Genomic DNA, 20,121 nt, shown 5'->3' on the forward strand with positions numbered 1-20,121 from the left:
AACTTTATTTGCTTTATGGGGTTTTTTATTGGTGTGAATTTTTGGAGCTTCATTAATGGGTTGCTGCTTTTCAAAAATGGGACATAGCAGCTCGGGATTCGATGGTGAATTTAGGTAGCGAATATTACTAAGTGGCAGGACAAGTAATTTTTAACATTTAGTCAGAATAGCTAAGCTTAAAAAATATGTAATAAAAAAAGGCAACGAACTAGCCGTTGCCTTCATCTGTTGCCTATCTGCTCCCAACCTCATCTGTCACCTTTAACACCACATTATCACGCGATGCAGCACCGAGTCGGTCAAAGCTGCCGTATTTCTCTCTCACCAATAATAGGACAGCTCCTCCAAGAATGCTCGGAATCGCAAAAGCCATAAAGGCGCTTTTCGGTTCGAGATTTGTTGCCAGCAGCAGGCCGATAACGGTCGGGGCAAGAATGGAGCCAATCCGGCCGAATCCTACTGTTATGCCGACTCCTGTAGAGCGGATTTCCTTCGGATAAAACTCAGAAATATACGGGTTTGCCAGGTTTTGGGTTCCGCCTGTGCAAGCTCCTCCTAGTGCGATTAATACGTACAGCAGGATTACATTTGATGTCAGGCTTAATGCAACGAAGCAGACTGCGCCGATCAGCAGCATGGATACTAACACGTTGCGATGGCCGATTTTGTCAACGAGATAGCCGCCAAGCAATGAGCCGATAATTTGGCCGACACTTAACACAAGTGTGAAGGAAAGGGCGGATGTTAAGCCATAGCCGGATTCCTGCATGATTTTTGGCAGCCATGTGTTTAGGCCTGATACCATTAAGAGACTGCAGACTACGAAAATCCAGAAAGCGAATGTGCTGATTGCACGGCCGTTTGAGAACAGCTTTTTGATTGGTGCGCCGCTTTCGGCTTCTTTTCCTGTTGTACTTACATAGTTATCTGTTGATTGATAATTGCCGTTTGGGTCTACTTGATTCAAGATGTTTGCTACTTTGTCATTTTGCTTGCGCAATAAGTAGTACGATACTGATTCAGGGAATTTCTTCATGAAAATTGGCAATGTGAATAATGGCAGAATGCCAAGCCAATATAATATTCTCCAGCCGAAGTCCTCCAGCAAGTACATGCCCAGCAGCGATGCTAAGATTCCTCCGACAGAATAACCGCAGTACATTGTTGCAACAATTAATGCTCTATTTTTCTTAGGGGAATAGTCGGTCATCATAGCGATAACATTTGGCATCAGTCCGCCCATTCCGATTGATGCGATGAATCTCATGATTGTAAAGATAGTAACCGAAGGTGCCAATCCAGAACCAAGTGTAAATACACTGAACAGGAACATACAGATTGCCAGCACCTTTTTCCGGCCGATAATATCAGCTACAGGACCGAGAATGAAGGAACCGAGCATCATTCCGACAAGGGTATAGCTCCCGACAGCTCCTGCTTCGACAGGTGTCAGGTTAAAATCCTCCATCATTAATGGCAGGCCAACACCGTACATGGCTATATCAAAACCATCAAATGCAATTGCGTATACACACCATAAATAAACTAATAAATGAAAGCGATTGAACTTGCTTGCCGCAATTACATCAGACGGGTTGATGCTGCGTGTTTTAAGCGTAGTTGATTTTGTTGTCATTCTTTGTTCTCCTTGTTATGTAAGATTGTGCTTGTATAATAGCATGTTAAAGCAAGTATAGAGTAACTGTTAATTTAGATAAGTGGATATAGCGAAAAGCTATAGCGAAGCAATGGATTTTACATAGTCTGGATATGGTAAGGCTTTCAATTCACCCCTAACAAAACGGGTATTTTTGCTAGGTACTCCTTTCTGGTTATAAACCTGTTTTTCTAGTACTATATTATTAAGTAGATAGCTAAATGAAAAGATTTGAGGTACTTTACCGTATGAATAAGGAGTTTACAATTAATGCCGAGGTTTGTTTCTCTAAAGAGGAGCAAAAGGCGTCTCTATATTTTCAGGAGCTTTATGGGCAGGTTGCAAAAAAGGCTTTTATTCCTATCCTCACTAATGATATTCAACAATGGAAGCATAATCATATTCACCATCCTTCTCTTTTCTCCTTTTTTTCAAGAAGCAAGGGCAAACAATCACCGTCAGGATATCTGCCCTATATTCAGTGGCTTAAGCACACAGGCAAGCTTGATAATTATCTCGATCGGAGCATTTCCTACCTCTATATGAGGGACTTGGGCAAATCTTTAGAATCACAGGCAACGCTTAGAGGCATAAGTCGCTCTGTTGAAAGTTTAAAAAAGCATCTCACTGGCAGTAATGAGAAAAAAATCGGGGTATTCAGCATGGCTGGCTTATACCGGTTTGCGGAAAAGGAAGGAATAGAACCGACAATGATTTGGCTTATGGCTAAGCTTGAGTCCGTCTCCATTCATATTCCAGAGGGAATGGATGCAGCAAATGCACAGCGCAAGCTCATCAAAATTATTGCTGGTGTTATCATGCATGTTCTTGACGATTTGCCTGAAGATACTGCTCAGGCTGTCCGCTCCCAAAGACTTGGAGAAGCAATTAGGCTTGGTTACTCTTATGGCTTAACTTATCCGTTTATTGATGACCTTTTCGATGCGAAGATATTGTCGCCAGATGAGGAAAGACGATATGCAGGTTTAATCCGTACGGCACTGACAACAGGCAGTGTGCCTGAATTAGGTGACTGGTCTGGTGCCAATGCAGAATTGATTGCTTATGTTCATACTGAACTGCGGGAAGCATTTGAATATATTAAGACCAATCAGCGTGAAGAAACGATTCAGCCATTTTTAGAGCAGGCATATGTGTTTTTCCATTCACAGGAGATTGATCGTGACAAGGACCTTTCCAACAGCGAATATACAAATGAAGAGTTGTTTATTCCAGTCATCTTAAAATCTGCGTCTTCACGGCTGATTGTCAGGTCTGTGATTAGTGCGGAGCTTGAAGAAGGCTTTGAAAAGCGGTCGTTTTTCTATGGTATATACAATCAGCTTGCAGATGATTTTGCTGATATGTTTGATGACTGGCAGGAAGGAGCTGTGACTCCGTATACGTATTATATGAAGCATCATACTGTACGCCCTGACTTAGTCAATCCGTATGAATTGTATTGGACAGTGATATCCCATTTGATTCACAACGTCTATCATTCAGATAAAAAGACATGTGAGGTCATATTAGACAGGGCCATTAATGGCTTGAAACGGTTTAAGAAAAAGTGGGGCAATGATAAATATAATGAAACAATGGAGCTTTTTGCCTCTCGTATGCCAGAGTTTAATCGTCTCATTCAAAAGATGGTCAAGAAGGCTGATGATGTTGATTTCTTTGATAAGCTTTTAAGAGATCATATGGTTGAAAATCTCCAAAGCGATAAGAGGGAGCGGGAGGAGTTTTTTGAAAAGGTTAAAGAGGTCCGAGGTCAAATTAACAGCGCACTTGCGATTACAAAATCAGCTGACGGTCCGCATCATGAGCCTCTTACTGATGGGGCGAACTACAGTCTTATTGGCGATGGTAAACGGTTAAGACCAATTATGACATGGTTTATGGGCACACAAGGCTATGGCTTGGACGATAAAGCACTGATGCCGCTATTGCGTTCCTTGGAATATATGCATACAGCATCATTGATTTTTGATGATCTGCCGTCACAGGATAATGCCAATATTCGCAGAGGGAAGGAAACATTGCATCAAGTTGCTAATACGGCGGTTGCTGAATTGACGGGCCTTTTTCTGACACAAAAGGCAGTTGAGGAGCAGACCTCAATCGACTCCTTCGATTCGCGGGCAGTACTGCAGCTGATTAAATATTCATCTCAACGAACGGCGGATATGTGTAAAGGTCAGGCGATGGATCTTGACTCGAAAGGTAGACAGCTGACTCTTGCGGAATTGAACAAAAAGAGTTTTTACAAAACAGGCATGGCATTTGAGGTTTGTTTATTGATGCCGGCTATACTTGCACAAGCAAGTGAAGCGGAAATGGACATTTGGAAAAAATTCTCCTACCATGCAGGCATCGCTTTTCAAATTAAGGATGATCTCCTTGATGTGGAAGGTAATACTAGCTTGCTTGGCAAACAGGCTGGCATTGATGCAGACAACAACCAGACAACGTTTGTATCTATACTCGGGATTGAAGGAGCGAAAAAAGCAATGTGGGAGCATTATTGCCTTGCTGTGGAGTCATTAGAACAGGCCCCCCGAAATCCGGCTTTCCTAAAGCACTTATTAGACTACTTTGTAAATAGAGATCGTTAAAGGCTGCAAAGCACTCTTCCAAGAGTGCTTTTTTTTGAACCTATTTTTAAAAAATTAGTCGAAAAACTATAGGAATACGCTTACAAAACAGTAGAGGTGAACATATGATGTATTAATAATAAAAGGAAGGGGGAATAAATGATGTTTCCTGAAGCTCTTCCTTCTTTAGTTTGGATACTCTACTATTTATTTATTGTGCTGACAATGCGTCATTAAAGCCAAGGACAACCTTTTCTTAGGCGGGTAAGAGCCCGCCTATTTTATTTGCATGTAAATAAGCGCCTAAATCTTTGCAGAAGATATATAATATAAGAATATATACGTTAAATAATTTAAGCATTCATATACATATTAGGAGGTAGTTTTGTGGCAGAGATAAAATTTGAAATCACCGAGCATATTACAGTCCTGTCTGAATCGCCGAAAGGCTGGACGAAAGAGCTGAATCTAATTAGCTGGAATGGACGGGAACCGAAGTACGATATTCGGGACTGGGCTCCAAATCATGAGAAAATGGGCAAGGGGGTTACCCTTGATTTGGACGAGGTATTGAAACTGAAAAAGGCTTTACAGGATTCAGAGTTATAATATTATGTAAGGGAAATGTACAGACAGCTCTGTACATTTTTTTTACACGAAAAATTTTCACAAAATAGTCGAAAAGCTTCTAAAGGTAGGCAGAGTAACCATTGCAGCAGCCTTTTCTTCGTGAAACATAAATTTCGAGAATGAAAGTAATTCCTATATATGTTATTATTGAGAATATTGAAACTACTCATCAGATATACTCTGATGCAGCTTAGGAGCGCGAACGGCATGTTAAGGTGGAAGCGTAATTTGCTTGTTTTATGGGTCGGAGTGTTTTTTACGGCAGCGAGTTTTTATATGGTCATCCCGTTTTTGCCGATTTTCCTGCTGGAGATTAATGTTCATGACCATACAGAATTATGGGCAGGCATTTTGTTCAGTTCGGCTTTTTTTGCAGGAGCGCTTTCCTCGCCGTTTTGGGGCAGGATAGCAGATAAGTATGGCAGAAAGCCAATGATAGTCAGAGCAGGCTTCGTTTTATTTATTATCTACACATTAGCTGCTTTTGTGACTAACCCATATGAGTTATTGGTTTTACGAATATTGCAAGGGCTTCTTTCCGGCTTTATTCCAGGGGCAATTGCTTTAGTCGGGACGAATACACCGACAGAGAAAGTAGGTTACGCTTTATCGATGATCTCCACCGCAAGTGCTACAGGAGGAATAGTCGGTCCGCTGCTTGGCGGACTGCTTTCAGAGCTAGTCGGCAACAGGCTGGCATTTGCGAGTGCTGGGTTCATTGTTTTCCTTGCAACATTCCTGATTATATTTTTTGTGAAGGAAGAGAATTTCAAGCCTAGCAAGGAAAAGGGCTCTGTCAAAAATGACATTAAGGTTGCGTGGTCAAACCGTCCGCTTATGCTTGTCATGCTGTTGACAGTCGTCACTTCTTGCTCAATCCTTTCGATTGAACCTATTTTGCCGCTGTACATTGTTGATCTTGGCGGCTCTAAAGAAAATGCTTCTTTGCTTGCGGGGGTTGTTTTCTCTTTGCCTGGGATAGCTAGTGTATTGTTTGCTCCGTACTGGGGGAAATGGGCTGATAAGATCGGCTTCAACAGAATATTATTTATCGGCCTCCTTGGAGGCGGATTAGGCACATTTTCGCAAATCATTTTCCAAGATATTTGGGGTTTTTCCATTACCCGCTTTATCTTCGGCATTTTCTTCTGCGCCGTTTTCCCTGCATTGAACGGACTTGTCGTTAGATCAACTTCAGAGGATTTCCGCGGCAGAGCTTTTGGTTTGAACCAGACGGCCAACCAAATTGGCGGTATGATTGGTCCAATGGTTGGTGGATTTTTAGGAGGTATTTTCCCTGCATATAGTGTTTTCATTTTGACAGGGGTTATGCTTCTGGCAGCAGCAGCGATTGCTTATCAGAAGGATGACAGCCTAAAGCAGACTGTATTTAAAAAAGTCATGCATGGTAAAGGATAATCGCACCCACTGCTTATGCTGTACATAATAATAAAATTTGTTACGTACAATAAGCTTTGGGGGTGAAGATTATGACTACAAAAAAACGTGATAAGCAAGAAGACATAAAAGGGAACTTTTCAAAAGCTTACGACCATGAATTCGCAAATGAACCATTGTCTGCAGCAGAAAAGCTTAATAATAAGAAAACAAAAAAACGTCAATAACAAAACGGGCCGCTGTTTGCCGGCCCGTTTTGCTTTTACCAAATAACTTCTACCCACTCAGGGTGATCGATAAATGGATTGCGGTTATGCTGATAATCTTGATAAATTACTTCATTCCTGTTTCTTTCAAAATCGTCAACAGGATCAAGTTCGTTCCAGCGCTTCAATGTGGACAGTTTGCCATGGAGCGGGGCAGAACCGTTATTCACACTTTCTGTTACCTCTAAGTCAAGTTCGCCGCTATCACCTTCATAGCGCACAGCCATATAAAATATCATACGTGCAATGTCGCCTTTAACTTCATCCCGCGGTTCCCAAGAATCGCTGTCAGCATATGTATCTGGCGCTTCTTTTTGGGCAGTTCCTCCATCATCAAAATCCTTGTTGCCACGTGATGAATTAACGGAAACATCAGTAGGTCGCAAGTGATGCAGATCTGTTCCTGCTCCCATTGCTGTGCCAAAGTCACCATGGGATTTCGCCCATACATGCTCTCTGTTCCATGAATCGACACCGCTGCCGTTAGTCGTTTTGCTTTGCGATCTGCCTGTATAAAGCAGAATGACGTTATTGCTGTTGTTAGGGTCTTCATCTGTATGACGCAGCGCATCCCAAACCGCGCTGTAGGAAAGCTCTGTATGATCATCAATAATCTCATGTAAAGCAGTTTTTAAAGCTTCGCCAGTTTTACCTGAGGCACTGTTATAGTAACCTTCATAGTTCTCAGAAGGTGTAGGTGTGCTTCCTGTATCTTCTTCAGGCTCTTCGGGCAATTCCCCTGCAGCACTTATTGACATAGCTGTTACATTTTTTAAACCAGGATGAGAGAAGTAGGCGGCAGTGCTGCCAGTCACTTTTATTTTCGTGCCAATTAATTCTGGATTCGTTTTTAGTCCAAAGCTTCCTCGAAAGGAGGAGGGAATTTGAACATAAAGCATGGAGCCAGTTGCTTTCTCTGCTGGACTGTCTGCGAGTGCTAGGGCATAATCGTCAGAGAAGCTGCTCGTCTGAATGGAGGAAGCTGAAATGGGCTTTCCGACTATGTAACCTTCTACTGTCTGAACTGACCCGTTTTGAGTTTTAATTGCATTCGTTACGGAAAGAGTGGCTGCTCTCGGTGAAACTGTGAAATAAGACGACACCGCTATAGCAGCGATTACTGCAAGCAAAACAAAAATTTTTGAGCTTTTTTTCATTTTTTGCCTCCCATACAAAAATTAAATGCTCTTATAAAATAACATGTTTATATGGAGTAAGTTGTAGAAAAGTGTAAAGAATTTGCTATTATAAATTAATTTAGTAAATTATTTGAAAATTTACAGTTTTCTTATATAATAAAGTTATTCGTTTCGAATGGCGAAATATATGAAAAAGGGGAGAAGCTTACATGAATAAGCTGCAAGGTAAGACGCTGGCAAGGAAGGATGTTTCTGTTGAAGAAACGTGGAACTTAACCGATTTATTTCCTTGTGAAAAAGCATGGAAAATGGAGCTCGATGCTATTACCCAAGACATGGAAAAGTTTGCTGAATATAGAGGAAGTCTTGGAAACAGTGCGATAAATTTACTTCAGTGCCTTCTTGAAAGGGATTCATTATCTGAACGGCTTTCCCGTGTACTTACATATGCAAGCTTGCTTCAATCCGCCGATGGGACAGACCCTAATAATCAAGCAAATGAGGCGATTGCGGCATCTGTTTATGCTGCTGCACGCGCAAATAATTCCTTTATTGATTCAGAAATACTTGCTCTATCGGAGAAGAAAGTCCGTGAGTTTATGAATCAAGAAAGCGGGTTGCAGGATTACAAAAAAACACTGGAGGATTTATTTGAGGCGAAAGCTCATATACTTTCCCCAGAAACAGAGGAAGCCTTAGCTGCATACAGTGAGATTCATGAAGCTCCTTATATGATTTACCAGCGCAGCAAAACATCAGATATGAGCTTCTCATCTTTTACAACAGCAGATGGAACAGAGTATCCTTTAACATTTAATTTATATGCAAAGTATGAGGAGTCGCCTGATACGGAAATTCGCCGTAATGCCTATGACGCTTTCATTCAAACATTAAATCAGTACAAAAATACATATGCAGCTACATATGCAACAGAAGTGAAGAAGCAAGTGGTTGAAGCCAGATTGCGTAACTATGATTCTGTTACAGATATGCTGTTATTTGAACAGCAAGTAACAAAGGAAATGTACCATAACCAGCTTGACACAATATTAACAGAGCTTGCTCCTCATATGCGCCGCTACGCCGCATTAAAAAGACAAGCACTAGGTCTTGATAAATTGCTGTACAGTGATCTAAAAGCTCCTCTTGATTCAGACTTTAATCCTGAAGTGACATATGATGAAGCAGCAGAGCTTGTGCTTGAAGCACTGCAGGTAATGGGGACGGATTATGCAGAAATTATGAGACAAGGACTGGAGAACCGCTGGGTAGACAGAGCAGATAATATTGGCAAGCGATCTGGCGCCTTTTGTTCAAGTCCATATGGAGCACATCCGTATATTATGATGACATGGAATAATTCCATGCGAAATGCATTTACTCTTGCACATGAGCTCGGACATGCAGGACATTTCGTTTTGGCAGGACAGAATCAGTCCATTTCTAATACACGTCCATCACGGTATTTTGTGGAAGCACCGTCAACCATGAACGAAATGCTGCTCAGCAGACATATTTTAGAAAAATCGGATAATGACAGAATGCGTCGTTGGGTTATTCTCCAATCACTCGGGACATACTACCATAATTTTGTGACACATATATTGGAGGGAGAGCTGCAGCGCCGTATTTATGAACTTGCTGAAGCAGGAACACCGATAACCGCCAAACTGTTATGTGAACAAAATCTCGAGCTGCTTGCAGCATTTTGGGGCGACAGTGTGGAGTTGGATGAGGGAGCAGGATTGACTTGGATGCGCCAGCCGCATTACTATATGGGTCTTTATCCGTATACGTATTCAGCAGGTCTGACAGCTTCCACTGCTGCTGCGTTAATGATTCAAAAAGAGGGTCAGCCTGCTGTAGATCGTTGGCTTGCGGCTCTTAAGGCAGGGGGAACAGTAAAACCTCTTGAATTAATGAAGCTTGCAAATGTGGATATGTCGACACCTGAACCTATCAGTACAGCGGTTGCTTATGTTGGCAGCTTAATAGATGAACTCGAACAAAGCTTTTATTAAAGTTTGAACATCCTTGCAACTATTGCAAGGATGTTTTTTTATGAAAAATAGGATTGACACACTCCTGCTAATCTTATACATTACATAAGTATGTTTTTTTATTATAGGAGGAATTTATGAGCAACAAGAACTATACCCAAGTAAAAATGGTGACGGCAGATCCATCTGCACTTGGACTATTCGGTCTGGCAATGGTGACATTGGTGGCATCTTCACAAAAACTTGGTTTAACAGAAGGGTTATCTTTTATTCTGCCGTGGGCGTTCTTTTTGGGTGGATTGGCTCAATTGATCGCTGCTTTGCTTGATGCGAAGCATAATAATATTTTTGGAACAACTGCTTTTGCAGCATTTGGTCTATTCTGGTTTGGCGTAGGCTTTTCCTGGTTAATCCAACTTGGAGCGTTTGGCGAGGTATTGGCGCAAAATGTTGACCCTAAACAGCTGGGCTTTGCATTTATCGGCTATTTAATTTTCAGCCTTTTCATGACAATTGGGGCAATGGAAACACATAAGGTATTATTCTTTATCTTTGTTTTTATTGATATATTATTTATTGGATTGTCCTTAAGTTCTTTTGATGTGATGTATGAAGTGACACATATGATTGCAGGTGTGGCAGAGCTTTGTATTGCCCTGTTATCCTTCTATGGATGTGGCGCGATTGTGCTGAATACTCATTTTGGAAAAACGGTACTGCCAATCGGAAAACCTTTTGGCGTTTTTAAATAAGATTACGAAAAAGAGTCTATCTATAGGCTCTTTTTTTTGCTCAAAATAATTTATCTATATTAAAGCAATACCTAGAGGATTTGTTGGCATTTCTAATGGAAAATTCTATAATATTTCGTTAAAATAAGTAATTGGCGATATAGTGACATGCTGATGATGGAGGTATATATGATTAGTGAGCTTCAAAAAAACATAAAAGACCTTTCGGAAGAGGAAGCAAAATCTTTGCTGCTGCAAACGGCTCTTTATTTGCAGATGATGAAGGACGCCGACCTCATTTCACAACAGGAAATCATGAAGGAGCTTAGCGATGATATTATGGATAAGCTTATGTCCCGATAATCATCTCTTAGTTTACATACATACTGCAATAATCCAAAACTATCTCCTCCCCCTATCTATGAAGGAGGCTTTTTTGGCTTCCTTTTCCCCGTTAATCCTTTAAATAGATAACAATAAAAAGGAATAATATTATTCACCTGAACGTTTTTTTACACATATTTAATAATGTTTGGACGTATTTATAGTTAAATTTCTTTTTTAATATATAAAAAGGATAATTTAATTATTTTAAGTTTAGAAAGACTAAACGGTATTTTAGTAGGAGTTTTATTGTTATATCAATATATTTTATCGGTTTAGTTGTGGACATTTGTTGTCCACCCTAAAGAAACAATTGTCTTTATTAATTGTCGATTTTTGTTTCTCATTCAGTTACATCAAGTTTTCACTATAATTATATTAGTTGTTAGTTGCACAGGATTTAAATCATGAATGGATAGCTGTTTAGAATAGTTATTATATTTGTATACTGTATTTCGTTTTAGAGAGTTGTATCTACAATAGTAGAAATGGAGGAAAACAGTGGGGATTTCTACTAAAAACCTAGATGATTCTACAAAAAATCTATTTTTCTGAAAAATTTGTCTTTACAAGAATAATAGAAAGGTATTATATTATTTATCAAAACGGTTTCTATTTTCAGAATAATTTTTTTAATTAAAAAGTTCCCTCAATTCAAAATTAATTATCAGATTTCATCCTACCAATTTATTACTACCCAAGAAATTAAACTTAAAACACAATAATTCAAGGATTTTAGCAGAGGTGAGTATATGACTAAACATGCGTTATTAGAAGTGGAAGGTTTAAAAACGTATTTTCAAGTAGATAAACACAGAGTTGCAAAAGCTGTGGATGGCGTTGATTTCTCTATAAATCCTGGTGAGACAGTGGCGCTGGTTGGTGAGTCAGGTTCAGGCAAAAGTATAACCTCACTGTCTATAATGAAGCTCGTCGGAAAGCCTGGAAAAATTAAGGGAGGGCAGATTCGCTTTAACGGCGAGGATATTGTCCCCTTTTCTAACAAACAGATGGCAAAGCTGCGGGGCAGTGAGATTGCCATGGTATTCCAAGAGCCGATGACCGCATTAAATCCAGTCTTCACGATTGGAAATCAGCTTATGGAAACAATTCGCAAGCATAAAAAAGTCTCAAAGGAAGAAGCGCGAATCAGAGCCGTTGAGCTATTAAGAATTGTCGGCTTCCCAAGGGCTGAAGAGACAATTAATGAATATCCACACCAACTTTCCGGAGGGATGCGTCAGCGTGCGATGATTGCTATTGCCATTTCATGTGAGCCGAAGCTGCTGATTGCTGATGAGCCGACAACCGCTCTTGATGTAACGATTCAAGCGCAAATTCTTGATTTGTTAGATGAGATGAAGAAAAAGTTCAACATGGCAGTACTGCTGATAACGCATGACTTAGGTGTCGTAGCTGAATATGCTGACAGGGTCATGGTTATGTATGGCGGACAGATTGTTGAACAGGCGGAAGTAAACAAGATGTTCATTGAGCCGAAGCATCCGTATACGAATGGACTTCTGGAAAGTTTGCCGAAATTAGAGGATGACGTAAGCAGACTTGGTGTTATTAAAGGGACAGTACCGCCTGCCTATGATTTTCCTGTTGGCTGCCGCTTTTCTGACCGCTGTAAACATGTAATGGATAAATGCCGTGTTAGCAATCCTAATCTTCTAGATGTGGAACAAAACCATAAGGTGCGCTGCTACCTGTATGAATAGGAGGAATAAAATTTTATGTCATTAATGGAGCAAGATTTACGAAAAAAGACAGAAGAAGATTACATACTTCAAGCGAAAAACATAAAAAAATACTTTCCAATTAAGGGCGGAGTCCTAAAGCATACAGTTGGCAACGTTAAGGCGGTCGATGATATTTCATTAAATGTTATCAGAGGGGAAACGCTTGGACTTGTAGGTGAATCAGGCTCTGGAAAATCTACGCTAGGACGAGTTATTCTAAGACTCCTTGATCCGACAGAAGGCAGCATTGTCTTTGAAGATAAGGATATTTCAACTTTAAACAACAGAAAGATGCGCCCCATTAGAAAGGATATGCAGATTGTATTTCAAGATCCATTTGCCTCATTAAATGGAAAAATGAGTGTTCAAGAGCTGATTGAAGAGCCGCTGCTAGTTCAGACGAACTTAAACCGACGTGAGCGGGAAGAAAAAGCAATCAGCTTACTTGAGAAGGTAGGGCTTCGGGCAGATGCGAAATCGAAGTATCCTCATGAGTTTTCCGGTGGACAAAGACAGCGGATCAGCATCGCGAGAGCACTAGCGCTGAATCCTAAATTCATTGTCTGTGATGAGCCAGTTTCTGCATTAGATGTTTCCATTCAGGCACAGGTGCTTAACTTGATGGCAGATCTTCAGGAAGAATTCAATTTAACCTATCTATTTATTGCCCATGATTTGAGTGTTGTTAAACATATAAGTGACCGTGTCGCAGTCATGTATTTAGGAAGGATAGCGGAATTGGCACCGAAAAAAGGTCTATATGAAACACCGCTTCATCCATATACACAGGCGCTTTTATCCGCAGTTCCGACAACGGATGTAACAAGAAAGAGAGAAAAGATTATCCTCAAAGGGGATTTGCCAAGCCCGTCCAATCCACCGACAGGCTGTACATTCAGAACACGCTGTCCGAAAGCGCATGAAAGATGTGCAATCGTGCGCCCTGATTTGACGGAAGTGTCAGAAGGCCACTTCGTTGCTTGTCACTTATACACGAAGGAAGACTGAGTATTCTGCCGTTTAAGGAGGTGGTGTGTCGATTTTGAGTTTGGTTTGCTTTTTCTACAGATAATTATTTTAAGGGGGAAAGACGTTGAAAAAGAAAAATTGGTTACTTGTATTAGGCTTTACCTTAATATTCGGGATCTTGGCGGCGTGCAGCAACTCAAGCGACGACACGAATTCTGAGCCTGGCGAAGCAGTTGATGGAGGCACGGTAACTGGTGCGATGGATACAGCTCCTGCTGGTTTATTCAACCCAATTTTCTATGCTGATGCATATGAAAACAATATCTTAACTTTAACGCATGAAGGATTATTAGGACAAGATAAGAACCTTGATTTTATTCCGAAATTAGCAAAAGACTGGGAATTTAACGAAGACCAAACAGAAGTGACATTCCACTTAGAAGAAAACGTGAAATGGCATGATGGCGAGCCATTCACAGCAAACGATGTTGTATTTACATACAAATCGATTGCAAGCCCTGGTTATGTAGAGGCTGGCGGTCTGCGTACACAATATGTTTCAAGACTGTTAGGCTATGAGGATTTCTCTACTGGCAAAACAGATGAATTCCAAGGTGTTGTTGCAGTTGACGACCACACTGTAACATTCAAATTCGCTGAGCCGAATGTATTGGCCCTTTCTGATTCAAGCTTCCCAATCATTCCTGAGCATATCTTTAAAGATGTTGCCATTGCTGACATGCCAAAAGCTGAAGGCACAACAAAAGCAGGCAAAATTGTTGGTACTGGTCCATTTAAATTAACGGACGTTGTAGAAGGCGAGCAATATGTTTTAGAGAAAAACGACGACTACTGGCAAGGTGCACCTAAACTTGACAGCATCGTGTGGAAGGTTGTAGACCAATCTGTCATCCTAGGTATGCTTGAAAGCGGTGAAGTGGACTTTGTAGCAGATCCAACTGGTATCCAGGCTGCAGATTATGAGACAGTTGCTGCAAATGAAAATGTTGAAATTATTGAACAGCCAGATTTCGGTTACCAAGTATTAGGTATGATGGTTAACCATCGTGAACAAGGCGACACATCTATCGATCCATCAAAATGGACAGAAAATACGAAGCTATCCGATCAAAAAGTCCGTCAGGCAATTGCTTATGCTGTTGACCGCGAAGCGATCATCAACGGATTGCTGTACGGCAAAGGGGTAATTCAAAACTCTCCTATCGCAACACAATTCTGGGCATATGATGATACAAAGCCTAACCAATATGCATTTGATGCAGAAAAAGCAAAATCACTATTAGATGAAGCAGGCTATAAAGATACAAATGGCGACGGCTTCCGTGAAGATCCAGATGGAAAAGAGTGGGTGTTGAACCTGAACTATCCATTAGGAAACCAAATTCGTGAAAAATCAGCACCAATCATTCAAGAATATCTTGAAGCTGTCGGAATCAAAATTGACTTGCGTCAGCCAAAACAAGCTGCTGCATACTTTGAAGACCTAGAAAAGAATGCACAAGATTGGGATCTATACTTGCTTGGCTGGAGCTTAGACAGCACAGACCCAGATCCGAGCGGCTTATGGTCTGCTAATGCTGCTTACAACTATTCTCGTTGGAATAACCCTGAAGCAGAACAGCTGTTAAAAGACGCATTTACACCACCAGATGCGTTTGAACAGGATTACAGAAAAGAGAAATACAGCGAATGGCAAGTGAAGTTCTCTGAAGATCTTCCAGCATTAATCCTGTATGCTCAAAACAGCTTATGGGCGCATAACAAACGTCTTCAAGGCATAGATGTATTGCCGTACTCATTCTTGAACAACACACATTTATGGAGTGTGACTGAGTAATTAAAGGTTAATTAGATGGGGCTTTCGTATTTTGGGAAATTCCGCATATTAACAGGAAATTTACTTATATGCGGGGCCTGTTCCTTAAAGAAAGCCCCTTTTAAATTCTTGTTATTTTGGTTCATTTCGTGTGGTGCTGCGGTCTGTACGAAATGAACCAAATAATGGTTCAATCCGGCTGCAGCTTTAGCAGCTTTATATTTACATCATAAGAAATGGAGGGGGAGCAATGTATAAGTATATTATTCGTCGCGTATTAGTGTTCATTCCAATGCTATTCGCTTTGACTGTCATCGTGTTTGGCTTAATGCAGGCGGCTCCTGGCGATCCCTTTACTGGAAAGCTTGATCCGAATGTAGACCCAGAAGTATATGAACAGCAAAAAGAAGCTTTAGGGTTGAATGACCCAATTTATGTGCAATATTTCCGCTGGTTAGGAAATATGCTTCAGGGGGACTTTGGGGAATCAATTGTGTATAAGGGACGTGAAGTAACTGACTTGCTTGAATCACGAGTTAGCAATACACTCACGCTAGGAACCTTTTCTTTATTTATTACGATTTTATTTTCCATTCCGATCGGGATTTACTCAGCAAGAAAACCATATTCTATACTTGACTACACAGTAACAACCTTCAGCTTTTTTGGGCTTGCTATTCCGAGTTTCTTCTTCGGTTTGGTGGCAATTTATTTCTTCGCCATCCAGCTCGGCTGGTTCCCGTCACAAGGAACGGTCTCGAGTCCGAATCTGCAAGGAGCAGAGCTTTTCTGGGATAAAATCCATCATTTAATCCTGCCTGGATTAACATTAGGTTTAGGTGGAATGGCTACATATACTCGCTATATGCGCTCAGAGGTGCTCGATGTGCTGTCAGGAGATTATATCCGTACAGCCAGAGCAAAAGGAATGACAGAAAATACAGTATTGTACAAGCATACATTAAGAAATGCCTTGATTCCGATTGTGACATTGCTTGGATTTGAGATTGGCGCCATTTTAGGGGGAGCCATCATTACAGAGGGTGTATATCAATATCCTGGTCTTGGGACATTGTTCATTAACTCTATTTCCAGCAAGGATTATCCTGTCATCATGGTCATTGCTTTAATGATCGGCTTCTTTACATTGCTGGGAAATCTGCTGGCAGATATCGGCTACAGTCTTGTTGACCCGAGAATTCGATACGAGTGAGGTGAATGAACAATGGAACTGAAACAACAAACGATCGAAACAGAACCAAACTTACCTTTAAAGGTAGAAAATAAAAAAAGTAAAACTCCTGGCCAGATTGCACTCGGCAGATTTTTAAAGAATAAATTAGCAGTGCTTGGTGTTATTGTTTTAACGATTATTATCCTTGCCGTCATTTTCGCACCGCTGATTACAGACCAAAGTCCAACTAAGTCAAATTTGCTGTTGGTTGAACGGGGACCAAGCGCTGATCACCCGCTCGGCAATGATGGCTCAGGAAGGGATAATCTTGCTCGTCTATTATATGGAGGACGAATTTCTCTTATCGTAGGATTCTCTGCAATGGTTTGTACGTTAGTAATTGGTGTGCTGTTAGGCTCCATTGCCGGCTACTATGGCGGAATTGTTGATGCGATCATCATGCGTATCGCTGATATCATCATGATGCTTCCATTTATTGTTATTGCTTTAACAGTAGTTTCTATTATGCCAAAGGTGTCAATCGGCAGCTTCGTTGCAATCATTGCGATAACCTCGTGGCCGAATTTAACGAGGATAATCAGGGGAACGTATTTGTCCTTGAGGGAGCAGGAATTTGTTCAAGGAGCAAAGGCAATCGGCGCAAGCGATTTCCGCATTATTTTTAAGCATTTTATTCCGAATGCTATTGGGCCGATTGTAGTAAACGCTACATTGATGATGGCAACTTATATTATCATTGAATCTGCCATGAGCTTCATCGGTTTTGGAATACCGCAGCCAACACCAACATGGGGGAATATGATTTCTGAAGCACAAAGCATCCGTATTTTACGGAACAGCCCTGAAGCATGGATACCGCCAGGACTTTGTATATTTGTCACGGTACTTTGCATCAACTTTATTGGAGACGGTCTTCGCGACGCACTTGATCCAAAAAGCAATAAGCGTTAATGAGGAAAACCTGCTAATGATTTGGCAGGTTTTTTTCTTTTATCTGGAAACAGATGAAGCTAACCTTGTTTATTGCTAATATATAATAGAAGAAAATACATACATAACATAATGGCATCAAGAGGAGGATTACAGATGTATGCGTCAATGGAAATTCAAATGCTCATTCAATTAATTGAGAGGGCAGCATTACTGCTTATTACGCTGTTTTTTTTATCAAGAGTGCCGAAATTTAAGGAAACATTGCAGAAGGAAAATCATTCTCCAACAGAATTGACGCTGATTACGATCATATTTTGCGCCTTCGCTTTGTTTGGCACGTATTCGGGAATCGAGGTAGAAGGTTCGATTGTTAATATCCGCATTATTGCAGTTATGTCCGGCGGGATTTTATTTGGACCGTGGGTCGGAATCATCACTGGAATTGTGTCAGGTGTTCATCGTTATTTAATTGATATAGGCGGGGTCACCTCTGTGCCTTGTTTAATAACAAGCATTTTGGCAGGGATTGTTGCGGGCATTATTTATTTCCGTGTAAAGAAACAAAAGAGATGGGTATACGGAATCATTGCTGGTATGATTTGCGAAATGCTGACAATGGTGCTTATTCTTGTGATGGCAGAACCGTTCTCTCTAGGTGTGGATATTGTTGCTAAAATCGCTCTGCCGATGATATTAGGACAAGTCAGCATTGGCTTTATCGTCTTGATGATTGCGAGTGTTGAAGGAGAGAAAGAGAGAATTGCTGCAAAGCAGGCACAGCTGGCATTAGGTATTGCTAACAAAACCTTGCCGTATTTTCGGTCTATCAACAGTGAATCGCTTCATAAGATCTGCAAGATTATCCAGAAGGAGATTAAAGCAGATGCTGTGGCTATCACCGATACGATGGATGTTCTTGCATATGTCGGCTTTGGTGAAGAAAAATATAAAAACGGACATGAAATTATCAGTGGCTTAACGAAGGAAACGATAAGCAGCGGCAAGATAACAATCCGCAATAATATTGCAGACCATCATACACCGCAAATTCATTGTTTGCTAATCATCCCTCTTGAAGAAAGAGGAGTGGTAACTGGTACATTAAAGATTTACTACCGCAAAGCATATACTATCACTCATACACTTCAAACGATGGCGATTGGGCTTGCCCAAATAATTTCTACATTAATGGAGGTTTCCAGAGTCGAACAAATAAAGGAAGCAGCCAATAAAGCTGAATTGAAGGCATTACAGACAAAAATCAATCCGCATTTTTTGTTCAATGCGTTAAATGCAATTGCTTCAACTACAAGACGAAATCCCGAAAAAGCTCGGGAATTGATAATCAGTTTATCTGGATATATGAGATATAACTTAGAGGTAGGAGATGAATTAATTGACATTCATCTTGCTTTACAGCAAGTCCAGGATTATATCGATATTGAAAAGGCTCGGTTTGGCAGCAAGCTGCAAGTTGAATACCATATAGATGATGTTCACATTAAAGTGCCGAGCCTTCTTATCCAGCCATTGGTTGAGAATGCCGTTGTCCATGGAATATTGAAAAGAAAAGCACCTGGCCTTATCACTATTTCAGTTGAGGACAAAGAGGAAACTATCAGGGTCAGTGTGGAGGATACAGGTGAAGGAATTAAACAGGAAATCATTGATAAGCTGTACCGCGGCGAAATGTCATCCAAACAAATAGGTCTTTCCAATGTGCATGAAAGAGTGAAGCTGATTTATGGAAAAGGACTTGTGATTGAAAGATTGAATCCTGGTACAAAAGTATATTTTGACATAACAAAGGAGAAACAATGAGAGCAATAATTGTAGAGGATGAAATTCCAGCAAAAGAAGAGCTGGAATATTTAATCGAAACACATAGTGGTATTGAAATTGTTGGTGCTTTTGAGGATGGGCTTGATGTCCTTAAGTTTTTACAGGAGGAGGAAGTAGACGCGATATTTCTTGATATAAATATCCCATCACTTGATGGCATGCTCCTTGCCGGCAATATCAGTTTGTTTGCAAAAAAGCCGTATATTATTTTTACGACAGCCTATAAGGAGCATGCAGCGCAAGCTTTTGAGCTTGAAGCGTTCGATTATATTTTAAAACCTTATGATGAAAAAAGAATTGCCGCAATGCTGAGAAAGCTGGAGACAGCTTTTGAGAAGGACTATGGCAAAGAGGAAGACAAGGGAGAAAAGGAGCCTGCTGCAGATCAAGGAGCCAGCAGGAGAATCAATCTCCGTAAAAATGAAAATATTATCGTAACAGATGTGAACGATATTTACTATGCTTCTGCAAGTGAGAAGGTGACGATTGTCTATACGAAAACAGATGAATATATGATGCCGATGAGTATTTCAGAATTTCATGCAAAGCTTCCTGAAGATTTGTTCTTTAAATGCCATCGCTCGTATACAGTCAATCTTACAAAGATCCATGAGATTGTCCCTTGGTTTAATCATACGTATATTTTAAGATTAAAAGACATTAAAGGAGAGGTGCCTGTAAGCAGAAGCAAGGTAAAGGAATTCCGACAAATTATGCAGCTATAAATGCAATTCATTCCGAAATCTTTGCAATTCATTCTGAAAACGATTTTATGAATAGTTTCGGAGGTATAATCCT

Annotated in this window: 16 protein-coding genes; 14 read left to right on the forward strand and 2 right to left on the reverse strand. The window is 40.6% G+C overall.

The features are described 5' to 3' along the window. Positions 1-232: 232 nt before the first annotated feature. A complete protein-coding gene (locus M3600_RS13570) occupies positions 233-1,636 on the reverse strand; it encodes an MFS transporter (protein WP_233316345.1) in 1,404 nt (467 codons plus the stop codon). A 269-nt stretch (positions 1,637-1,905) separates the two neighbouring features. On the opposite strand from M3600_RS13570, the gene M3600_RS13575 reads away from it, so the two are divergent. The 4 genes from M3600_RS13575 (at position 1,906) to sspO (ending at position 6,509) form a co-directional block, all read left to right on the forward strand. Then, the gene (locus tag M3600_RS13575) at positions 1,906-4,275 is read left to right on the forward strand and encodes a polyprenyl synthetase family protein (protein ID WP_251646438.1); all 2,370 of its coding nucleotides are present in this window, start codon (positions 1,906-1,908) and stop codon (positions 4,273-4,275) included. Between the two features lie 366 nt (positions 4,276-4,641). Next, complete coding sequence (locus M3600_RS13580) at positions 4,642-4,863, forward strand: YdbC family protein (RefSeq protein ID WP_233316346.1); 222 nt, start codon at positions 4,642-4,644, stop codon at positions 4,861-4,863. Between the two features lie 228 nt (positions 4,864-5,091). Continuing rightward, a complete protein-coding gene (locus M3600_RS13585) occupies positions 5,092-6,303 on the forward strand; it encodes an MFS transporter (protein ID WP_233316347.1) in 1,212 nt (403 codons plus the stop codon). Between the two features lie 71 nt (positions 6,304-6,374). Next, a complete protein-coding gene (sspO, locus tag M3600_RS13590; RefSeq protein ID WP_233316348.1) occupies positions 6,375-6,509 on the forward strand; it encodes a small acid-soluble spore protein O in 135 nt (44 codons plus the stop codon). Positions 6,510-6,544: 35 nt separating this feature from the next. On the opposite strand, the gene M3600_RS13595 is transcribed toward sspO, so the two are convergent. After that, complete coding sequence (locus tag M3600_RS13595; protein ID WP_251646404.1) at positions 6,545-7,705, reverse strand: endonuclease; 1,161 nt, start codon at positions 7,703-7,705, stop codon at positions 6,545-6,547. A 191-nt stretch (positions 7,706-7,896) separates the two neighbouring features. On the opposite strand from M3600_RS13595, the gene pepF reads away from it, so the two are divergent. The 10 genes from pepF to M3600_RS13645 all read left to right on the forward strand — a co-directional run bounded on the left by pepF (position 7,897) and on the right by M3600_RS13645 (position 20,048). Next, positions 7,897-9,708, forward strand: coding sequence for an oligoendopeptidase F (gene pepF / locus M3600_RS13600; protein WP_251646406.1), 1,812 nt, complete (start codon positions 7,897-7,899; stop codon positions 9,706-9,708). A 116-nt stretch (positions 9,709-9,824) separates the two neighbouring features. Next, on the forward strand, positions 9,825-10,439 hold the full coding sequence (locus tag M3600_RS13605) for an acetate uptake transporter (protein WP_237940711.1): 615 nt from the start codon (positions 9,825-9,827) through the stop codon (positions 10,437-10,439). Positions 10,440-10,607: 168 nt separating this feature from the next. Beyond that, the gene (locus M3600_RS13610; protein ID WP_233316352.1) at positions 10,608-10,781 is read left to right on the forward strand and encodes a hypothetical protein; all 174 of its coding nucleotides are present in this window, start codon (positions 10,608-10,610) and stop codon (positions 10,779-10,781) included. Positions 10,782-11,554: 773 nt separating this feature from the next. Beyond that, entirely contained in the window at positions 11,555-12,526 is a 972-nt protein-coding gene (locus M3600_RS13615) for an ABC transporter ATP-binding protein (protein WP_233316353.1), read from the forward strand. 24 nt (positions 12,527-12,550) lie between these two features. Next, entirely contained in the window at positions 12,551-13,555 is a 1,005-nt protein-coding gene (locus M3600_RS13620) for an ABC transporter ATP-binding protein (RefSeq protein WP_233316418.1), read from the forward strand. Between the two features lie 85 nt (positions 13,556-13,640). Then, the gene (locus M3600_RS13625; protein ID WP_233316354.1) at positions 13,641-15,374 is read left to right on the forward strand and encodes a peptide-binding protein; all 1,734 of its coding nucleotides are present in this window, start codon (positions 13,641-13,643) and stop codon (positions 15,372-15,374) included. Positions 15,375-15,603: 229 nt separating this feature from the next. Next, positions 15,604-16,566, forward strand: a complete 963-nt coding sequence (locus M3600_RS13630; protein WP_233316355.1) for an ABC transporter permease — start codon at positions 15,604-15,606, stop codon at positions 16,564-16,566. A 12-nt stretch (positions 16,567-16,578) separates the two neighbouring features. Continuing rightward, entirely contained in the window at positions 16,579-17,499 is a 921-nt protein-coding gene (gene opp4C / locus M3600_RS13635) for an oligopeptide ABC transporter permease (RefSeq protein WP_233316356.1), read from the forward strand. Between the two features lie 135 nt (positions 17,500-17,634). Beyond that, positions 17,635-19,302 carry a sensor histidine kinase gene (locus M3600_RS13640; RefSeq protein ID WP_233316357.1) on the forward strand — a complete coding sequence of 556 codons (1,668 nt, stop codon included), beginning with the start codon at positions 17,635-17,637 and terminating at the stop codon, positions 19,300-19,302. Then, on the forward strand, positions 19,299-20,048 hold the full coding sequence (locus tag M3600_RS13645; RefSeq protein WP_251646408.1) for a LytR/AlgR family response regulator transcription factor: 750 nt from the start codon (positions 19,299-19,301) through the stop codon (positions 20,046-20,048). Before M3600_RS13640 ends, M3600_RS13645 begins: the two co-directional genes overlap by 4 nt. Positions 20,049-20,121: the final 73 nt, after the last annotated feature.

Origin of the sequence: Niallia sp. MER 6 (genome assembly GCF_023714395.1) — a bacterium.
GTDB lineage: Bacteria > Bacillota > Bacilli > Bacillales > Cytobacillaceae > Niallia.

What these genes read in the sequence shown, in the direction of transcription:
- M3600_RS13620 (WP_233316418.1), top strand. Translation starts at nt 12,551, where the DNA reads ATGGAGCAAGATTTACGAAAAAAGACAGAAGAAGATTACATACTTCAA.
- M3600_RS13610 (WP_233316352.1), top strand. Translation starts at nt 10,608, where the DNA reads ATGATTAGTGAGCTTCAAAAAAACATAAAAGACCTTTCGGAAGAGGAA.
- M3600_RS13605 (WP_237940711.1), top strand. Translation starts at nt 9,825, where the DNA reads ATGAGCAACAAGAACTATACCCAAGTAAAAATGGTGACGGCAGATCCA.
- M3600_RS13585 (WP_233316347.1), top strand. Translation starts at nt 5,092, where the DNA reads ATGTTAAGGTGGAAGCGTAATTTGCTTGTTTTATGGGTCGGAGTGTTT.
- M3600_RS13630 (WP_233316355.1), top strand. Translation starts at nt 15,604, where the DNA reads ATGTATAAGTATATTATTCGTCGCGTATTAGTGTTCATTCCAATGCTA.
- sspO (WP_233316348.1), top strand. Translation starts at nt 6,375, where the DNA reads ATGACTACAAAAAAACGTGATAAGCAAGAAGACATAAAAGGGAACTTT.
- M3600_RS13615 (WP_233316353.1), top strand. Translation starts at nt 11,555, where the DNA reads ATGACTAAACATGCGTTATTAGAAGTGGAAGGTTTAAAAACGTATTTT.
- M3600_RS13645 (WP_251646408.1), top strand. Translation starts at nt 19,299, where the DNA reads ATGAGAGCAATAATTGTAGAGGATGAAATTCCAGCAAAAGAAGAGCTG.
- pepF (WP_251646406.1), top strand. Translation starts at nt 7,897, where the DNA reads ATGAATAAGCTGCAAGGTAAGACGCTGGCAAGGAAGGATGTTTCTGTT.
- M3600_RS13595 (WP_251646404.1), bottom strand. Translation starts at nt 7,705, where the DNA reads ATGAAAAAAAGCTCAAAAATTTTTGTTTTGCTTGCAGTAATCGCTGCT.
- M3600_RS13575 (WP_251646438.1), top strand. Translation starts at nt 1,906, where the DNA reads ATGAATAAGGAGTTTACAATTAATGCCGAGGTTTGTTTCTCTAAAGAG.
- M3600_RS13640 (WP_233316357.1), top strand. Translation starts at nt 17,635, where the DNA reads ATGTATGCGTCAATGGAAATTCAAATGCTCATTCAATTAATTGAGAGG.
- M3600_RS13570 (WP_233316345.1), bottom strand. Translation starts at nt 1,636, where the DNA reads ATGACAACAAAATCAACTACGCTTAAAACACGCAGCATCAACCCGTCT.
- opp4C (WP_233316356.1), top strand. Translation starts at nt 16,579, where the DNA reads ATGGAACTGAAACAACAAACGATCGAAACAGAACCAAACTTACCTTTA.